General features: G+C 70.6%; 15 protein-coding genes and 1 riboswitch. Of the genes, 8 read left to right on the top strand and 7 right to left on the bottom strand.

Annotation, left to right across the window (positions count from 1 at the left end; translation table 11 throughout):
• Window positions 1-407 precede the first annotated feature (407 nt).
• From rlmN to ACFQ7Q_RS12515, 4 genes are all read left to right on the top strand, one after another.
• Complete coding sequence (gene rlmN / locus ACFQ7Q_RS12530; RefSeq protein WP_361850956.1) at window positions 408-1514, top strand: 23S rRNA (adenine(2503)-C(2))-methyltransferase RlmN; 1107 nt, start codon at window positions 408-410, stop codon at window positions 1512-1514.
• A gap of 29 nt (window positions 1515-1543) precedes the next feature.
• A riboswitch (TPP riboswitch) is annotated at window positions 1544-1649 on the top strand.
• Window positions 1650-1735: 86 nt separating this feature from the next.
• Window positions 1736-2815 (top strand): thiamine ABC transporter substrate binding subunit, encoded by a 1080-nt coding sequence (locus tag ACFQ7Q_RS12525; protein ID WP_383553144.1) that lies wholly within the window; start codon window positions 1736-1738, stop codon window positions 2813-2815.
• Between the two features lie 38 nt (window positions 2816-2853).
• Window positions 2854-4503 (top strand): ABC transporter permease, encoded by a 1650-nt coding sequence (locus tag ACFQ7Q_RS12520; protein WP_383553142.1) that lies wholly within the window; start codon window positions 2854-2856, stop codon window positions 4501-4503.
• Complete coding sequence (locus tag ACFQ7Q_RS12515; protein WP_383553132.1) at window positions 4503-5525, top strand: ABC transporter ATP-binding protein; 1023 nt, start codon at window positions 4503-4505, stop codon at window positions 5523-5525. Before ACFQ7Q_RS12520 ends, ACFQ7Q_RS12515 begins: the two co-directional genes overlap by 1 nt.
• Before the next feature lie 54 nt (window positions 5526-5579).
• Here ACFQ7Q_RS12515 and ACFQ7Q_RS12510 read toward each other — a convergent pair whose 3' ends face one another.
• Both ACFQ7Q_RS12510 and ACFQ7Q_RS12505 read right to left on the bottom strand, forming a co-directional pair.
• Window positions 5580-6179, bottom strand: coding sequence for a hypothetical protein (locus ACFQ7Q_RS12510; protein WP_383553129.1), 600 nt, complete (start codon window positions 6177-6179; stop codon window positions 5580-5582).
• Window positions 6180-6188: 9 nt separating this feature from the next.
• Entirely contained in the window at window positions 6189-7133 is a 945-nt protein-coding gene (locus ACFQ7Q_RS12505) for a hypothetical protein (protein ID WP_383553126.1), read from the bottom strand.
• Between the two features lie 112 nt (window positions 7134-7245).
• On the opposite strand from ACFQ7Q_RS12505, the gene ACFQ7Q_RS12500 reads away from it, so the two are divergent.
• The gene (locus ACFQ7Q_RS12500) at window positions 7246-8352 is read left to right on the top strand and encodes a hypothetical protein (protein WP_383553123.1); all 1107 of its coding nucleotides are present in this window, start codon (window positions 7246-7248) and stop codon (window positions 8350-8352) included.
• 53 nt (window positions 8353-8405) lie between these two features.
• Here ACFQ7Q_RS12500 and ACFQ7Q_RS12495 read toward each other — a convergent pair whose 3' ends face one another.
• The 5 genes from ACFQ7Q_RS12495 to ACFQ7Q_RS12475 form a co-directional block, all read right to left on the bottom strand.
• Entirely contained in the window at window positions 8406-9500 is a 1095-nt protein-coding gene (locus tag ACFQ7Q_RS12495; RefSeq protein WP_383553120.1) for an LOG family protein, read from the bottom strand.
• Between the two features lie 217 nt (window positions 9501-9717).
• Window positions 9718-10863: a hypothetical protein gene (locus ACFQ7Q_RS12490; protein WP_383553117.1), complete on the bottom strand. Its 1146-nt coding sequence runs from the start codon at window positions 10861-10863 to the stop codon at window positions 9718-9720.
• Window positions 10845-11573 (bottom strand): ABC transporter ATP-binding protein, encoded by a 729-nt coding sequence (locus tag ACFQ7Q_RS12485; RefSeq protein ID WP_383553114.1) that lies wholly within the window; start codon window positions 11571-11573, stop codon window positions 10845-10847. Before ACFQ7Q_RS12485 ends, ACFQ7Q_RS12490 begins: the two co-directional genes overlap by 19 nt.
• 218 nt (window positions 11574-11791) lie before the next feature.
• The gene (locus tag ACFQ7Q_RS12480) at window positions 11792-13171 is read right to left on the bottom strand and encodes an aspartate aminotransferase family protein (protein ID WP_376439517.1); all 1380 of its coding nucleotides are present in this window, start codon (window positions 13169-13171) and stop codon (window positions 11792-11794) included.
• Window positions 13156-13647 (bottom strand): Lrp/AsnC family transcriptional regulator, encoded by a 492-nt coding sequence (locus tag ACFQ7Q_RS12475; RefSeq protein WP_362368194.1) that lies wholly within the window; start codon window positions 13645-13647, stop codon window positions 13156-13158. Before ACFQ7Q_RS12475 ends, ACFQ7Q_RS12480 begins: the two co-directional genes overlap by 16 nt.
• A 206-nt stretch (window positions 13648-13853) precedes the next feature.
• Here ACFQ7Q_RS12475 and ACFQ7Q_RS12470 point away from each other — a divergent pair, with 206 nt between their 5' ends.
• From ACFQ7Q_RS12470 to ACFQ7Q_RS12460, 3 genes are all read left to right on the top strand, one after another.
• Window positions 13854-15290 (top strand): gamma-aminobutyraldehyde dehydrogenase, encoded by a 1437-nt coding sequence (locus ACFQ7Q_RS12470; RefSeq protein ID WP_383553109.1) that lies wholly within the window; start codon window positions 13854-13856, stop codon window positions 15288-15290.
• Window positions 15291-15433: 143 nt separating this feature from the next.
• The gene (locus tag ACFQ7Q_RS12465) at window positions 15434-16597 is read left to right on the top strand and encodes a PotD/PotF family extracellular solute-binding protein (RefSeq protein ID WP_383553106.1); all 1164 of its coding nucleotides are present in this window, start codon (window positions 15434-15436) and stop codon (window positions 16595-16597) included.
• Window positions 16598-16620: 23 nt separating this feature from the next.
• Window positions 16621-17154: an HXXEE domain-containing protein gene (locus ACFQ7Q_RS12460; protein WP_383553103.1), complete on the top strand. Its 534-nt coding sequence runs from the start codon at window positions 16621-16623 to the stop codon at window positions 17152-17154.
• The last annotated feature ends 4 nt before the right edge of the window (window positions 17155-17158 follow it).

Raw genomic sequence — 17158 nt, 5'->3', positions numbered from 1 at the left:
CGACTACGTGTGGGACAACCACCGCGACAAGGCCACCCTCCGCGACGACCACGGCCGGGTCGTGGACACCAAGTCCTGGGGCAACCACCACCACCGCCGCTAACGCCACAGCCGGCCCCGCCCAAGCCTCCATCGCGGACGGCAGGGCCGGCCGACACCCCTGAATCCGCGTGTGCCGGGCAGCCTCGACCTGCCCGGCACACGCATGTGTCGCGTTCCGGCTCGGTCGGTCCGGTCAGCAGGCCCCAACCGCGCTGATCTGGGGCTTTGCGTGCCGGGCAGGGTCCGGAGGGGAAGTCGCCGGGCCGTCCGAAGTCCACTTCGACGGCCTGGTACGACCTGGGACGACCGCCTCCCAGGGCTTGCGCCCCAGGCCACAGGGTTCGGTCTGCGACACTGGTAGCACCATGCCCAAGCCCGGAGAACTCACTTTCGTCGCCCCCCGCGGAGCCAAGAAGCCGCCGCGGCACCTTGCCGACCTCACGCCCGCCGAGCGCAAGGAGGCCGTCGCCGCGATCGGCGAGAAGCCGTTCCGCGCCAAGCAGCTGTCCACGCACTACTTCGCGCGGTACGCCCACGACCCCGCCGAGTGGACCGACATTCCCGCGTCCTCGCGCGAGAAGCTGCAGGGCGAGCTGCTGCCCGACCTGATGTCCGTGGTCCGGCACATCTCGTGCGACGACGACACCACCCGTAAGACCCTGTGGAAGCTGCACGACGGCACGCTCGTCGAGTCCGTCCTGATGCGGTACCCGGACCGGGTCACCATGTGCATCTCCTCGCAGGCCGGCTGCGGGATGAACTGCCCGTTCTGCGCCACCGGACAGGCCGGTCTCGACCGGAACCTGTCGACCGCCGAGATCGTGCACCAGATCGTCGACGGAATGCGCGCCCTGCGCGACGGCGAGGTGCCCGGCGGGCCCGCGCGGCTCAGCAACATCGTCTTCATGGGCATGGGTGAGCCGCTCGCGAACTACAAGCGGGTCGTCGGCGCGATCCGCCGCCTGACCGACCCGGAGCCGGACGGTCTCGGTCTGTCCCAGCGCGGGATCACCGTCTCCACCGTCGGTCTCGTGCCCGCGATGCTGCGCTTCGCCGACGAGGGCTTCAAGTGCCGGCTCGCCGTCTCCCTGCACGCCCCCGACGACGAGCTGCGCGACACCCTCGTGCCCGTCAACACGCGCTGGAAGGTCCGCGAGGTCCTCGACGCGGCCTGGGAGTACGCGGAGAAGTCCGGCCGCCGGATCTCCATCGAGTACGCCCTCATCCGCGACATCAACGACCAGGCGTGGCGTGGCGACCTCCTCGGGCGGCTGCTCAAGGGCAAGCGGGTGCACGTCAACCTGATTCCGCTGAACCCCACGCCCGGCTCGAAGTGGACCGCCTCCCGTCCCGAGGACGAGAAGGCGTTCGTCGAGGCCATCGCCGCCCATGGCGTCCCGGTCACCGTCCGTGACACCCGAGGTCAGGAGATCGACGGCGCCTGTGGACAGCTGGCGGCGTCCGAGCGCTGACCTTGTACTCTGTGCTCGAACACATCTCCATATTCCGACAGGGGAGCGCCACAGCGCTGAGAGTGCGGTCAGGACCGCAGACCCTCTGAACCTTGCCCAGGTCATTCTGGGTAGGAAGTTCGGTCGTAACTCGAGCTGTTGCGCCCTGCCCGCCTTCCGGTCGGCAGGGCCGCGTCTCTTCCTGGTCACACCCAGGAGGAATTCCAGTGAGCACCAAGAAGATGGCCGCCGCGGCGATCGTCGCCGCGGTCGGCGTCACCACGCTCGCCGCGTGCGGTACCGAGGACGTCCGGGACGCGGCGGGCAAGTCCGGCGCGCCCACCCCGAAGACCGTGACCCTGGTGGGTCACGACTCCTTCAACGCCTCCAAGGAGGTGCTGGCGGAGTTCACCAAGCAGACCGGCTTCACGGTCAAGGTCCTCAAGAGCGGCGACGCTGGCGAGGCGGTCAACAAGGAGATCCTGACCAAGGGCTCCCCGCAGGGTGACGTCTTCTTCGGCGTCGACAACACCCTGCTGTCCCGCGCCCTCGACAACGGGATCTTCGTCCCGTACGAGGCGAAGGGCCTGGACCGGATCCCCGCCGAGGTCCAGCTCGACAAGGAGCACCGGGTCACCCCGATCGACTCCGGTGACATCTGCGTCAACTACGACAAGAAGTACTTCGCCGACAAGAAGCTCGCGCCCCCGCAGACCTTCGACGACCTCGCGAAGCCCGCGTACAAGGACCTGCTCGTCGTGGAGAACCCCGAGCGTTCCTCCCCGGGCCTCGGCTTCCTGCTCGGCACCGCCGCCCAGTACGGCGATGGGGGCTGGCAGGACTACTGGAAGAAGCTCAAGGCCAACGGCGTGAAGACCGTCGACAGCTGGGAGCTCGCCTACAACCAGGAGTTCTCCGGTTCCGCCGGCGGCAAGAAGGCCAAGGGCGACCGGCCGCTGGTCGTCTCGTACGCCTCCAGCCCGCCGGTCGAGGTCCTCTACTCCGAGCCGCAGCCCAAGGAAGCCCCCACCGGGGTCTCCACCGGGACCTGCTTCCGGCAGACCGAGTTCGCGGGGCTGCTGAACGGGGCGAAGAACCCCGAGGGCGGCAAGGCGCTGATCGACTTCCTGATCTCCAAGAAGTTCCAGGACGACATGCCGCTGCAGATGTTCGTCAACCCGGTGGCCAAGGACGCCACCCTGCCGGAGCTCTTCACGAAGCACGGTGTGGTGATCGACAAGCCCCAGACGATGGCGCCCGAGAAGATCGCCGCCAACCGTGACCAGTGGATCCAGCAGTGGTCGTCGCTCGTTCTGAAGTAGTTCCCGACCGCAGGGGAAGCGCGGCGCGGCTCGGCCTGATGGTCGTGCCCGTCGCCTTCTTCGCGCTCTTCTTCGCCTGGCCCGTCGTCTCGATCGTCGAGCGCGGGCTGCGGGTCGACGGGGTGTGGCAGTTCGGCCGCCTCGGCGAGACGTTGAGCCGGCCGGATATCCTCGACGTCCTCTGGTTCACGCTCTGGCAGGCGCTCGCCTCCACCGGGCTGACCCTGCTGATCGCGCTGCCCGGCGCGTACGTCTTCGCCCGCTTCGACTTCCCCGGCAAGGGGCTGCTGCGCGCCGTCGTCACCGTGCCCTTCGTGATGCCGACCGTCATGGTCGGTACGGCGTTCCTGGCGCTGGTCGGGCGCGGCGGCCTCCTCGACGAGCTGTGGGGCGTGCGGCTCGACACCACCGTGTGGGCGATCCTGATCGCCCATGTGTTCTTCAACTACGCCGTCGTCGTACGGACCGTCGGCGGCCTGTGGGCGCAGCTCGACCCGCGCCAGGAGGAGGCCGCCCGGGTCCTCGGCGCGTCCCGCTGGACCGCCTGGCGGACCGTGACCCTGCCGGCGCTCGCGCCCTCCGTCGCGGCGGCCGCGCTGATGGTGTTCCTCTTCACCGCGAGCTCGTTCGCCGTCGTCCAGATCCTCGGCGGATCCACGTACTCCACCCTGGAGACGGAGATCTACCGGCAGACCGTCGTCCGCTTCGACCTGACGACGGCGGCCGTCCTCACGATGGTGCAGTTCGTCGCCGTCGGCGTGGTCCTCGCCGTGCACGCCCGGACCGTCCGCCGGCGGGAGACCGCGCTGAGGCTGGTCGCACCCGAGCAGACGGCGCGCCGGCCACGGGGCGTCGGCCAGTGGGCGCTGTTCGCGGGCGTCCTGCTCTCCGTCGCCCTGCTGATCGTGCTGCCGCTCGGGGTCCTCGTCGAGCGGTCCTTCGCCACCTCCGGTGGATACGGGCTCGACTACTACCGCGCCCTGCAGACCCCGGACCCCTCCGGCACCTTCCTCGTGCCGCTGCTGGACACGATCGGGAACTCCCTCCGGTACGCCGTCGTCGCCACCCTGATCGCCCTCGTCATCGGCGGACTCGCGGCGGCGGCCCTCACCCTCCCCCACTCTCGGCTTCGCTCGCGCGGGGGGACCCCCATCGCCGGTCGCCTCGTGCGCGGCTTCGACGCGCTGCTGATGCTGCCGCTCGGGGTCTCCGCAGTCACCGTCGGCTTCGGCTTCCTGATCACCCTGGACGAGCCGCCGTTCGACCTGCGGGCCAGCTGGATCCTCGTGCCGCTCGCGCAGGCACTGGTCGGTGTCCCCTTCGTCGTACGGACGATGCTGCCCGTGCTCCGCGCGGTCGACGAGCGGCTGCGGGAGGCGGCGGCCGTGCTCGGGGCGTCGCCGCTGCGTGCCTGGCGCGAGGTCGATCTGCCGCTGGTACGGCGCGCGCTGCTGATCGCGGCCGGATTCGCCTTCGCGGTGTCCCTCGGAGAGTTCGGTGCGACGGTCTTCATCGCCCGGCCCGACAGCCCGACGCTGCCGGTCGCGGTCGCCCGGCTGCTCGGTCGGCCCGGCGAGCTCAACTACGGCCAGGCCATGGCCCTTTCGACGATTCTGATGGTGGTGTGCGCGGTGGCCCTGCTGCTGCTCGAACGGCTCCGCACCGACCGGACCTCCGGGGAGTTCTGATGCTGACGCTCAAGGACGCGACCGTACGGTTCGGGCAGCGGGCCGTGCTCGATTCGGTGGACCTGCAGGTGGCCGAGCACGAGATCGTGTGCGTGCTCGGGCCGAGCGGCAGCGGGAAGTCCACGCTGCTGCGGGCCGTCGCCGGACTCCAGGCCCTCGACGAGGGCCGGGTGCTGCTCGGCGGCAGCGACCAGACCGGGGTGCCGGCGCACCGGCGCGGCGTCGGGCTCATGTTCCAGGACCACCAGCTCTTCCCGCAGCGGGACGTCGGCGGCAACGTCGCCTTCGGGCTGCGGATGCGCCGGGTCGGGAAGGCCGAACAGGACCAGCGGGTCCAGGAGTTGCTGGAAATGGTCGGTCTGCCCGGGGCGGGACGGCGGGCCGTCGCCTCGCTGTCGGGCGGCGAGCAGCAGCGCGTGGCGCTCGCCCGCGCGCTCGCCCCGCGCCCCCGGCTCCTCATGCTGGACGAGCCGCTCGGCCAGCTGGACCGAGGGCTGCGAGAGCGGCTCGTGGTCGAACTGCGCGGCCTCTTCGGCCGGTTGGGCACGACGGTGCTCGCCGTCACCCACGACCAGGGCGAGGCGTTCGCGCTCGCCGACCGGGTCGTGGTGATGCGGGACGGCAGGATCGCCCAGTCCGGCACTCCGCTGGAGGTGTGGCAGCGGCCCGCCTCCGAGTTCGTGGCGCGCTTCCTCGGATTCGACAACGTGGTGTCGGGGACGGTGAGCGGGGACGCGGCCGACACCGTGTGGGGGAAGGTACCGGTGCCCGACGGATCCCCCCAGGGCCCGGGGAAGCTCCTCGTGCGCCCGGGCGGCGTCCGTCTCGGCGCCGCGAAGGAGGGCCTGACCTGCACCGTCGAGTCCCGTACCTTCCGTGGCACGCACGTCGCCCTGCTGCTGCGCCCGTCCGAGGGTCCCGACCTGGAGGCGGAGTGCCCCCTCGGGGACGCTCCGGAGGAGGGCGCCCGCGTGGGCGTGGCGTTCGCGGTCGAGGAGGTCGTGGTCCTGGCGGGGGAGTGAGCGTCGGGGTGCGGCATCGCCCATCGGCCCCGACCGGGGCCGGGTCGGGCCGTGTCAGCCGAACCAGACCACCAGGCGGACGTTCTCGTCGCCGTACTCCGCCGCCAGCGCGCGCATCGACGCCCACACCGGGCCCCACTTGCCGTCCGGTGGAACGATCATCCCGGCCGTGAGGACCACCGGACGGTAGACCGTGCCGTTCAGACGGACCTCCCCGCCCTGCGGCCATTCGCCCGGGTACAGATCCTCGCCGAAGAGCTTCGCCGCCGCGTCGACCACCTCGGCCGGTACCCAGGACACGTCGTGCAGGGCGAGTTCGCCGTCCGGCCCCGGCCGCCACTCGGCCACCTGGTTCCAGTCGGGGCGGTCGCAGATCGGCGCGTCCCAGTCGACCGCCGCTATCTCGGCCCATGTCGCGTACGAGTGACTGTGGCTCAGTTCGTCGATCTGCTTCGGCACCTCCTCGCCGGCGTCCTCCGGCCAGCCGCGCGCTTCGAAGAGGGGCCGGTCCACACTGAGGCCGCCGCCGTAGCCGAACAGCGCATCGCGCTCGTCCCGCTGCTTCCCGAGGTCGAAGTCGAGCAGATCGACCTCCATCTCCCATGGCTCGCCCGCGGTGCGGGTCTCGATCACTCCGTCGATGTAAGTCCCCATGGCCGCACCCTATGGAACGCGTACGGGATCGGGACGGGCCTCGGGCACGGCGCCGTGCTCGTCGGGCACCTCCGTGTCCTGCGCCCCGTGGCCTTCCGGGGCGCCGAACCAGGCCACGGCCACCGCGCCGACGACCGCGAGGACGAAGCCGAGGACCGCGAGCCAGGCGAAGCCCGGGCGGGAGGCGTCGCCCAGCCACCACACGCCGATCATGCCGGGGAGGACCGTCTCGCCGACCACCAGCGCCGCCGTCGCCCCGTTCACCGAGCCGATCTGGAGCGCGACGGTGTGCAGATACATGCCGCCGACCCCGGCGACGAGGATCGCGTACAGCGCCGGGTCGGTGAGGAGAGCGCCGAGGTCGAAGGAGTCGATGCCGTTCAGGATCCGCACGCCGACCCCCAGTGCGCCGAAGCCGAGTCCGGAGAGCAGACCGGCCAGGATGGCCGCCCGCGCGCCCAGGAGCCGTACGAGCACGGTGCCGCCCACCATCAGGAGCAGCGAGATCGCGAGCAGCCACCAGTGCGTGGCGATCGGGGTGTGCCCGCTGCCCTCGGGGCCCGCCGCGCTCGCCAGGAGCACCAGCGCCGAGCAGACCACGCCGATCGACGTCCACTCCGCGCGGGTGAGCCGGATACCGAGCATCCGGACGCTCAGGACCGCGGTGACGACCAGATTCGCGCTGATCACGGTCTGGGACAGGAACAGCGGCAGCAAGCGGGCCGCGAGCGCGCCGAGACCGAATCCGATGAAGTCCAGGATCGTGCCGACGACGAACTCCCATGTCGTCGCCGCCTTCGCGGTGGAGGACAGACTCGGCCCGCCGCGCTCCGTGAGCCGGCCCGCGGCGGCCGCCTCGCGCCGGGCGGACTTGCGCGACCCGACGGCCTGCAGGACGGAGCCCGTGCCGTAACAGATCGAGGCGGCGATCGCGGTCAGCAGTCCTATGAGCACCGGGTGGCTCCGTTCCGGAAAGATGGCGGTACGGACTGCCAGACGTGGGATACGGCGTCGAAGTTGCCTCGCACGGCCACCGACCGTGATCATCTGGCCTACGCTGCTGCACGTGAGCGGAATAGATCTGGGCAACGGAGTGGTCGGCGCCATCCTGGGAGTCGTGTTCGCCACCCTGTTCCAGCAGTGGACACAGGACATCTGGTTCAGGATCCGGAGACGTTCGGCGGGGATGGTCCGCAGTCTCACCTTCCGGGAGGGACAGGGCGGGGCGTGGTCCACGTTCTCCCTCGGACCGCTGCGCACCTCCGCGCTGATCGTCGAGGGCGACGGGGACCGGGCGATCGCCCCCGAGTCCGTCCACGTCCAGGTCCTCACCGAGGAGATCGCACTCCCCGAGGAGATGGCCGACTGGCGCGCCGAGATCGAGGCGGAGGAGAACCGGGCGGAAGCGTCCGGCGAACGGGCACCGGTGTGGAACGGGCCGCGGTACGCGGTCGAAAGCCTGGAGATCTCCAGGAGCGCCCTCGACGAACAGGCCGAGGTCCATCTGCGGCTGCGTCCGACGGACTACTACACCTTCCTCGCGGCCCAGCAGCTGGACCGCAGGATGCCCGACGGATCCACCCCACGGTCCCGCTACCTCAACCCCGAACATCCTCTGACCGCGCCGGCGTTCCTCCAGTGCAGCTTCGGCGTGAACATCGCCGTCGTCACCTCCGACCACCTGCTCGCGGTCAGTCAACGGGGTGACCGGGTGCGGATGGCGCCCGGTCTGTGGAACTCCTCCGTCAACGAAGGGCTCGCCCGGCACATCGACTCCGCGGGCCGCAACGCGCCCGATCTCCATTCCGTCGCACGCCGCGGGATGCGCGAGGAGATGTCACTGGAGCCGCACGAGTACTCGCTCGCCCTGCTGGCCTTCGCCCTCGACGTGGACAAGCGGCAATGGGGCGCCCACTTCTACGCCCGGCTCACCGACATGACGGGTGATCAGCTCCGCGAGCGGATGAGCCGAGGCGTCGCCGACCGCTGGGAACACCAGACGATCGACTACGTCCCGTTCCGCTCTGCCGACGTGACCCGCTACCTGCTCCGTCCCGACCGCGTCCACCGCTGGGCGCCACTGGCGCCCGCGCTGTTCCACCTGGCGCTGGTGCACGTGCACGGCAGGACGTCGGTGGAGCGTGCGGAGGCTCAGACCGTTCGGCGGCTTTAGGGGGGCGACCGCCGGAGGGCCCGGCGGGGCCGTGGAGCCGTCGTGCGCGCGGTTCAGAGGCGTCGGAGGGCTTCCGGGGCCTCGTCGATCGAGTCCACCAGGGCGATCCTCGCGGCCATCGGGCGGTCCGCGGCGATCGCCTGCAGCAGCGGCCAGGCGGGCAGCCGCCGCGTCCAGTGGTCGCGGTTCACCAGCACCATCGGGGTGGGCTCTCCGCGCGACTCATAGTAGTTCGGCGTCGCGTCGTCGAAGATCTCCTGGACCGTGCCGGCCGCACCGGGCAGGAAGACCACCCCTGCGGTGCAGCGCGCAAGCAGGCCGTCCTCGCGAGTGGCGTTGGCGAAGTACTTCGCGATGTGGCCGGCGAACGGGTTCGGCGGCTCGTGGCCGTAGAACCAGGTGGGGATGCCGACCGAGCCGCCGCCCTTCGGCCAGCGGGCCCGGACCTCGAAGGCGGCGCGGGCCCACTCCGTGACGGACGGGGTGAACGAGGGCGCCTTGGCGAGGAGTTCGAGCGCCTCGTCGAGGACGTCGTCGGCGAGTGGTGCGGTGTACGCGCCCAGGTTCGCGGCCTCCATCGCGCCGGGGCCGCCGCCCGTCGCCACGGTGAGACCCGTCCGTGCCAGGGACCGTCCGAGCCGGGCCGCCCCGGCGTACGCGTCGGTGCCACGGCCCATCGCGTGCCCGCCCATCACACCGACGACCCCCGTGCCGGCCAGGAGCTCGTCGAGGGCGTCGGAGATCGCGTCGTCGTGGATGGAGCGGAGCATCGACGCGAAGACGTCGCCGTCGGCCTTCGTCCGCTGGAACCAGTCGTACGTGAGGGCGTCGGGGGTCGCCTCGTACCGCTCGTCCCGGATGCCTTCGAAGAGTTCGTCGGGGGAGTACAGCCGGGCGCGGTACGGGTCGAACGGCAGATCCGGCACGGGCGGGAAGACCAGGGCCCCGTCGGCACGGACCTTGGCGGCGGCCTCCGGCTGCATGGCGCAGCCGAGGAAGACGGCGCCGGCGGTGGAGACGGAGAGCAGCGCGAAGGTGTGGTCGGTCAGATCGACGGACTGGATGCGGTATCCGAGGAGGGATCCTTGCGTGACGGCCGCGTCGAACTCGTCGGGGGTGTGGATCTCGCGCGCGTGCGGGCGGGTCATGCCGCCCACGATAGGCCGTCGTGGTGCGCGTCCGGCGAAGCGTCGCGGCCCCGTGGGGCGGAAGTGGATCGGAGCGGACGCGCCCGCCGGGGCGCGCCGTGCCGTGCGTCCACCCTGCCGGGGGACCCCTGGCCCTGCGGGGCCACTGCCCGCCAGGGGGCGGGGCCGGGCCGAGGGCGGCGGGCGACAGCTTCCTGGCATTTCGCCCGCACGGGGTTCAGCCCTTCAACGGGACCGCTGCCAGTTGGCTCACCAGGATCGTCAGGGGGAGGAACACCGCCAGAAGGACCCCCGCTCGCATCAGGGCCGCGTTGCGGAGGGCCGTGGGCGGGGCGCCCAGGCGGACGAGGGCTTCCGTCGTGTGGGCGCGGCACTGCTTGGACTCCAGGGCCGCCGTCAGCAGCGTCGCCGTCGTGCAGGCCATCACCAGCGCCGCCCCCAGGCCCGTCAGCGGGCCGAAGCCGCCAGCCCGGGAGTCGTACAGCGTCGCCGCGGCGAGGCCGCCCGAGGCCACCGCGCACACCACGCCGAGCGGGCGGCCGATGCGCCGGGACTCGTCCATCAGGACGCGGCCGGCGAGGAGCCGGATCGCGCCGGGGCGGACCGCCTGGAGGAGGCGGCCGCACCAGTGGGTGATCCCGGGGCCCGCCATCGCGAGGCCGAGCGCGGTGAGGATCCAGCCGGCCAGCACGCCGCCGGGGTTGCCGTCGAAGCGGCCCGGCAGCGGGAACGCGCCGCCCCCGCCGCCCTCGCCCGCGTACGTCTCGACGGCGAGGCCCATCGCGAGGAGCGCCACGCCCCAGGGGAGCCCGGAGGGGGCGATCTTCTCGATGCCCTCGGGGGCCGGGGGAGTCCTGCGGGGGCGCAGTGCGAGCGCCGCGGCCGTGGAGGCGACCACCGGCAGGATCGCGAGCAGGGTGAGCGCGGCCGCGAGCGGGATCGGCTGGTGCGCGGCGAGCAGCTCGGCGGCGGCTCCGTCGAACGGCAGCCCGGTGATGTCCCCGCGCAGATGCAGATAGAACAGCAGCGCGACCATCGAGCCCAGCGTGCAGGAGACCGCCGTCGAGGCGGCGGCGATCGCCGTGAGCCGGGCAGGGCCGAGGCCGATCGCCGACAGCCCGGGCCTCGGCCGCGTGCTGGGGTCCGTACGGGCCACGGCGACCGCGAAGTGCGCGGTCGCCGCCAGCGGGACCAGGCACCACAGCAGCCGTAGGGTCGCCGCCGCCGATCGGTCCGGGTGGCCGACGGCGTACCCCAGCGAGCACAGCAGCAGGAAGCCGACCCCCGCGGCCGCCGCGGCGACCAGGAGGCGCCGCAGCAGGACGACGGGGTGGGTCCCGCGGACTAGACGGAGAGCGAGCACGCGGCGACGCCCTCCGCCCCGGTGGTCGGCGCCGCGGTGCCGACGCGGCGCCCGTCGAGCAGGGCGACCGAACGGTCGGCGAGGGTGGCGACCTCGCTGTCGTGAGTGGCGAGCAGCACGGTGATGCCGTGCGAGCGGGCCGCGGCGGTGAGCGTCCGCAGTACCTGGGACCCGTCGGCGCGGTGCAGGGAGGCGGTCGGTTCGTCGGCGAAGAGGACCGAAGGGGTGGTGACCAGGGCCCGGGCGATGGCGACCCGCTGGCGCTGCGACTGGGTGAGGGCGTGCGGGCGCTTACGGCCGTGCATGCCGATGTCGAGCCGCTCCAGCCACTCCAGGGCGGAGGTCTTGGCCGCCCGGTGGGAGACACCGCGCAGCAGGAGCGGCAGGGCCGCGTTCTCCCAGGCGGTCAGTTCGGGGACGAGCCCGGGCTCGGGGTCGATCCAGCCGAAGCGGTCCCGGCGCAGTCGTTCGCGCTGGGACTGGCTCATGGTGTGGACGGGGCTGCTGTTGAACCAGACCTCGCCCTGCTGGGCGACGGTCTGTCCTGACAGACAGCGCATCAGCGTGGTCTTCCCGCTTCCGCGCGGGCCGATCAGGGCGAGGATCTCGCCCTCGCGCACGCCCAGGGAGACGCCGGTGAGAACGTCCGAACCCTCCAGGGTGCAGTGCAGGGAACGCGCCCAGAGCACGTCGTTGTCCGGTGGGGCCATCGCGTACACCTCGATGTCGGATCCGATTCTTGCGTTCCCCCGTCCGGGGGAACGAAGGGACGGGCCTGTCGGTCACTGGGCACCGTAAGTATTCGGATCCGTTTGTACGGACAGCACGCGGCCCGGGCCGCCGCCATCCACTCGGATGGCGGCATACCCGGGCCGGGGTCACGCCGTGAGGGCGGCGTGAGGTCCTGTGCCTCGAAGGGCGGGGACGGTCAGAGCTTGGTCCACGCCTCGGTGAGCACCGAGCGCAGGATGCCTTCGATCTCGTCGAAGGTGCCCTGGTCGGCGATGAGCGGCGGGGCCAGCTGGATGACCGGGTCGCCACGGTCGTCGGCGCGGCAGTACAGGCCGTTCTCGAACAGCGCCTTGGAGAGGAAGCCGTAGAGGACGCGCTCGGTCTCCTCGTCCGTGAAGGACTCCTTGGTGACCTTGTCCTTCACGAGCTCGATGCCGTAGAAGAAGCCGTTGCCGCGGACGTCGCCGACGATCGGGAGGTCGTGCAGCTTCTTCAGGGTCTCGAAGAAGTTGCCCTCCTGGTCCAGCACGTGCTGGTTCAGGCCTTCCTTGTCGAAGATGTCGAGGTTGGCGATGGCGACCGCCGACGACACCGGGTGGCCACCGAAGGTGTAGCCGTGCAGGAAGGTGTTGTCGCCCTTGTAGAACGGCTCCGCGATGCGGTCCGAGACGATGCAGGCGCCGATCGGGGAGTAGCCCGAGGTCATGCCCTTGGCGCAGGTGATCATGTCGGGCACGTAGCCGAACTTGTCACAGGCGAACATCGTGCCGAGGCGGCCGAAGGCGCAGATCGTCTCGTCGGAGACGAGCAGCACGTCGTACTGGTCGCAGATCTCGCGGACCCGCTGGAAGTACCCGGGCGGCGGCGGGAAGCAGCCGCCGGCGTTCTGCACCGGCTCCAGGAAGACGGCCGCGACGGTCTCGGGGCCCTCGAAGAGGATCTGCTGCTCGATCTGGTCGGCGGCCCAGCGGCCGAAGGCCTCGGGGTCGTCGCCGTGGATCGGGGCGCGGTAGATGTTGGTGTTCGGCACCTTGTGCGCGCCGGGGACCAGCGGCTCGAAGGGGGCCTTCAGGGCCGGCAGACCGGTGATCGACAGGGCGCCCTGCGGGGTGCCGTGGTAGGCGACCGCACGCGAGATGACCTTGTACTTGGTGTGCTTGCCCTGCAGCTTGAAGTACTGCTTGGCCAGCTTCCAGGCGGTCTCGACGGCCTCGCCGCCACCGGTGGTGAAGAAGACCTTGTTCAGGTCGCCCGGGGCGTAGTCGGCCAGCCGCTCGGCGAGCTCGACGGCCTTGGGGTGCGCGTACGACCACACGGGGAAGAACGCGAGCTCCTGGGCCTGCTTGTACGCGACCTCGGCCAGCTCCTTGCGGCCGTGACCGGCGTTGACCACGAAGAGACCCGCGAGACCGTCAAGGTAGCGCTTGCCCTTGTCGTCGAAGATGTAGGTGCCCTCACCACGCACGATGGTGGGGACGGGGTTGTTCTCGTACGACGACATGCGGGTGAAGTGCATCCACAGGTGGTCGTACGCGGTCTTGGACAGGTCCTGGGTCACGGTTATCGAGTTCCCCACATATAGGTCTGCTTCTTGAGCTTGAGGTAGACGAAACTCTCCGTGGAGCGCACGCCGGGGAGAGTCCGGATGCGCTTGTTGATCACATCCAGCAGGTGGTCGTCGTCCTCGCAGACGACCTCCACCATCAGGTCGAACGAGCCCGCGGTCATCACCACGTACTCACATTCAGACATGGCAGTCAGGGCGTCCGCGACCGGATCGAGGTCACCCTCGACGTTGATGCCGACCATCGCCTGCCGCCGGAGGCCCACGGTGAGGGGGTCGGTGACGGCGACGATCTGCATGACGCCCTGGTCGAGCAGCTTCTGGACGCGCTGTCGTACGGCTGCCTCGGAGAGGCCCACGGCCTTGCCGATGGCGGCGTACGGACGGCGGCCGTCCTCCTGGAGCTGCTCGATGATCGCCAGGGAGACGGCATCGATCGTCGGGGACGAACCGGAACCGGTTCTGGAGTTCGTGCTTTGACTGGCCACGGCTTCACTCTGCACCGAGACTCGTCGGTCTGGCAAGCCCGGAGCGATGTAATTCGTTGTTTCAGGCTGCAGATCTCACTGAATCCGAAGTTGGCGGATGTCGGGCCTGTCGAAAGCGTCAGGGAAGCGATTAGGCTGAGGTGTCTCAGCAAACGGGACGCCGCACGATGAAGTGCGACCAAGAACGTGACAGGAGGGGTGGCAAAGTGACCACCGAGCTGCGCCGGCTGCGTAACTACATCAACGGGGAGTTCCGGGACGCCGCCGACGGACGGACCATCGATGTGGTCAACCCGGCCACGGGCGAGGTCTTCGCCACGTCTCCGCTCTCCGGACAGGCGGACGTCGACGCCGCCATGGACGCGGCCGAGGCCGCGTTCCCGGCCTGGCGGGACACGACGCCGGCCGAGCGCCAGAAGGTCCTGCTGAAGATCGCGGACGCCTTCGAGGAGCGCGCCGAGGACCTGATCGCCGCCGAGGTCGAGAACACCGGCAAGCCCGTCGCCCTGACGGCGAGCGAAGAGATTCCCCCCATGGTGGACCAGATCCGCTTCTTCGCGGGTGCCGCCCGGATGCTCGAGGGCCGTTCGGCCGGCGAGTACATGGAGGGCATGACCTCCATCGTCCGCCGCGAGCCCGTGGGTGTCTGCGCCCAGGTCGCGCCGTGGAACTACCCGATGATGATGGCCGTGTGGAAGTTCGCCCCGGCGCTCGCGGCGGGCAACACGGTCGTCCTCAAGCCGTCCGACACGACCCCCGCGTCGACCGTCCTGATCGCCGAGATCATCGGGCAGATCGTGCCCAAGGGCGTCTTCAACGTGATCTGTGGCGACCGCGAGACCGGCAAGGCGATGGTCGAGCACCCGACCCCGGCGATGGCCTCCATCACCGGTTCGGTACGCGCCGGCATGCAGGTCGCCGAGTCGGCGTCCAAGGACGTCAAGCGCGTCCACCTGGAGCTGGGCGGCAAGGCCCCGGTCGTCGTCTTCGAGGACACCGACATCGCCAAGGCCGTCGAGGACATCTCGGTGGCGGGCTTCTTCAACGCGGGCCAGGACTGTACGGCCGCGACTCGTGTCCTCGTGCACGAGTCGATCCACGACGAGTTCGTGGCGCAGCTCGCCAAGGCGGCCACGGACACGAAGACCGGTCAGCCGGACGACGAGGACGTGCTGTACGGCCCGCTGAACAACGCCAACCAGCTGAAGCAGGTCTCCGGCTTCATCGACCGCCTCCCGGCCCACGCCAAGGTCGAGGCCGGCGGCCACCAGGTCGGCGACAAGGGCTACTTCTACGCCCCGACCGTCGTCTCCGGCCTCAAGCAGGACGACGAGATCGTCCAGAACGAGGTCTTCGGCCCGGTCATCACCGTCCAGTCCTTCCGTGACGAGGACCAGGCCCTGGAGTTCGCCAACGGCGTCGAGTTCGCCCTCGCGTCCTCGGTCTGGACGAAGGACCACGCCCGCGCGATGCGCATGTCGAAGTCCCTCGACTTCGGCTGCGTGTGGATCAACACCCACATCCCGCTGGTGGCGGAGATGCCGCACGGCGGCTACAAGAAGTCCGGCTACGGCAAGGACCTCTCGGCGTACGGCTTCGAGGACTACACGCGCATCAAGCACGTGATGACGTCCCTCGGCTAGATCGCCGGCTTCTCCGTCCGCGGCCCCGACACCCTTGATCGACAGGGTGTCGGGGCCGCGGCCGTTCGGTCGACGTACCGTCCATTGTTCCTTCGTGGCGGGCCCGGGATGCTGCACGGGTGAGAGCGACAGCCAGGAACAACATGTCCCGCCGGTCCCTGCTGCGCGGGATCGGTGGTGTGGGGGCCGCGACCGTGCTCGCCGGGTGCGGGGTGCCCGCCGCCTATGTCGAGCCGGGGGAGCGGGCCGGGCGGGACCTGTCCGCCCGGGACCGGACGCTCGACTTCGCGAACTGGCCCCTCTACATCGACACCGATGACGACGACACCTCGAAGCGGCCCACGCTGGACGCCTTCGGCGCCCGCACCGGGATCTCCGTCCGCTACACCGAGGAGATCAACGACAACGACGAGTTCTTCGGCAAGATCAGCCCGGCTCTGATGAACCACCAGGAGATCGGCCGCGACCTCATCGTCGTCAGCGACTGGATGGCCGCCCGGTTCGTACGGCTCGGCTGGGTGCAGGAGATGGACCGGGCGAAGCAGCCGAACATCACCCGGCACCTGGACCCGCAGTTGCGCTCGCCCTCCTTCGACGAGGGCCGGCTGCACTCCGTCCCCTGGCAGTCCGGGATCACCGGCATCGCGTACAACCGCAGGAAGCTGGGCCGGGAGATCCGGTCGGTCAAGGAGCTGTGGGACGACGAACTGCGCGGGAAGGTCACCCTGCTCTCCGGGCTCGACGAGTCCTTCGCGCTGCTCATGCAGGGCAACGGCGTCGACGTGACCAAGTGGACCGCCGACGACTTCCACGCGGTGTGCGAGCAGATCGAGGGGCTCGTACGGAACCGGCACATCCGGCGCTTCACCGGCAACGACTACATCAAGGACCTGTCGACCGGCGACGTGCTGGCCTGCCAGGCCTACTCGGGCGACGTGATCCAGCTCCAGGCCGACAACCCCGACATCGAGTTCGTCGTCCCCGAGGAGGGCGCCGAGCTGTGGGCCGAGTCGCTGATGATCCCCAACCTGGCGCGGCACAAGACCAACGCCGAGAAGCTGATCGACTACTACTACGAGCCCGAGGTCGCCGCCGAGCTCGCCGCCTGGGTCAACTACGTCTGCCCGGTCCCCGCCGCCCGTGACGTCCTCGCCGACTCCGACGACGAGGAGCTCGCGGCCCTCGCCGAGGACCCCCTGATCTTCCCCGACGACGAGATGCGGGGGCGGCTGGCGATCGCCCGGGACATCACCTCACAGGAGCGGACCGCGTTCGCGAAGAGGTGGAACTCGATCGTCGGCCTGTGAGTTCACCGGGGGTGACCTCGAACGTGAACGCGAACGTGAACTCGGCCGTGACGTACGGACTGTTGGCGGCCTGGGCCCTGCACGACACCGAGGAGGTCCTCTTCGGGCCACGCTGGCTCCGGGAGCATCTGCCGGAGCTGCGCGAGCGCTTCCCGCAGGCCCCGGAGGCGGTGTGGAAGGTCGTGGAGAGCATCGACGAAAGGGAGTTCGCCGTCGCCGTGACGGCGGTGGGGGCCGTCGTGGCCGCCGCGGCCGTCGCCGGACAGCGCTCCGGCGGCCGGTCGGCCTTCTACCAGGCCGCGCTGAACGGCTTCGGCCTGCACGGCCTCGTCCATCTGGCGCAGGCCGCCGCCGTCCGCGGGTACACACCCGGATCGGCGACCACACCGCTGATCGTCGTGCCCTTCACGCTCTGGGCGCGCGGGCGGCTGCGGCGGGCCGGTGTGCTGCGGCCGACGAGGGCGCGGGACCTGGTGACGGGGCTCGGGGTGGCCGGCGGTGTGACCGTCGCCGCGCACGCCCTCGCTCGGAGGGTGACCGGCCGCCCCGGTTTTTGAACGC

It is taken from the genome of Streptomyces sp. NPDC056527 (assembly GCF_042794475.1).
In the GTDB taxonomy this organism is placed as follows: Bacteria; Actinomycetota; Actinomycetes; order Streptomycetales; family Streptomycetaceae; genus Streptomyces.
The sequence above is the reverse complement of the archived record's forward strand: the minus strand, read 5'-3'. Positions and strand labels throughout refer to the sequence as shown.

What these genes read in the sequence shown, in the direction of transcription:
- rlmN (WP_361850956.1), top strand. Translation starts at nt 408, where the DNA reads ATGCCCAAGCCCGGAGAACTCACTTTCGTCGCCCCCCGCGGAGCCAAG.
- ACFQ7Q_RS12525 (WP_383553144.1), top strand. Translation starts at nt 1,736, where the DNA reads ATGGCCGCCGCGGCGATCGTCGCCGCGGTCGGCGTCACCACGCTCGCC.
- ACFQ7Q_RS12520 (WP_383553142.1), top strand. Translation starts at nt 2,854, where the DNA reads ATGGTCGTGCCCGTCGCCTTCTTCGCGCTCTTCTTCGCCTGGCCCGTC.
- ACFQ7Q_RS12515 (WP_383553132.1), top strand. Translation starts at nt 4,503, where the DNA reads ATGCTGACGCTCAAGGACGCGACCGTACGGTTCGGGCAGCGGGCCGTG.
- ACFQ7Q_RS12510 (WP_383553129.1), bottom strand. Translation starts at nt 6,179, where the DNA reads ATGGGGACTTACATCGACGGAGTGATCGAGACCCGCACCGCGGGCGAG.
- ACFQ7Q_RS12495 (WP_383553120.1), bottom strand. Translation starts at nt 9,500, where the DNA reads ATGACCCGCCCGCACGCGCGCGAGATCCACACCCCCGACGAGTTCGAC.
- ACFQ7Q_RS12485 (WP_383553114.1), bottom strand. Translation starts at nt 11,573, where the DNA reads ATGGCCCCACCGGACAACGACGTGCTCTGGGCGCGTTCCCTGCACTGC.
- ACFQ7Q_RS12465 (WP_383553106.1), top strand. Translation starts at nt 15,434, where the DNA reads ATGTCCCGCCGGTCCCTGCTGCGCGGGATCGGTGGTGTGGGGGCCGCG.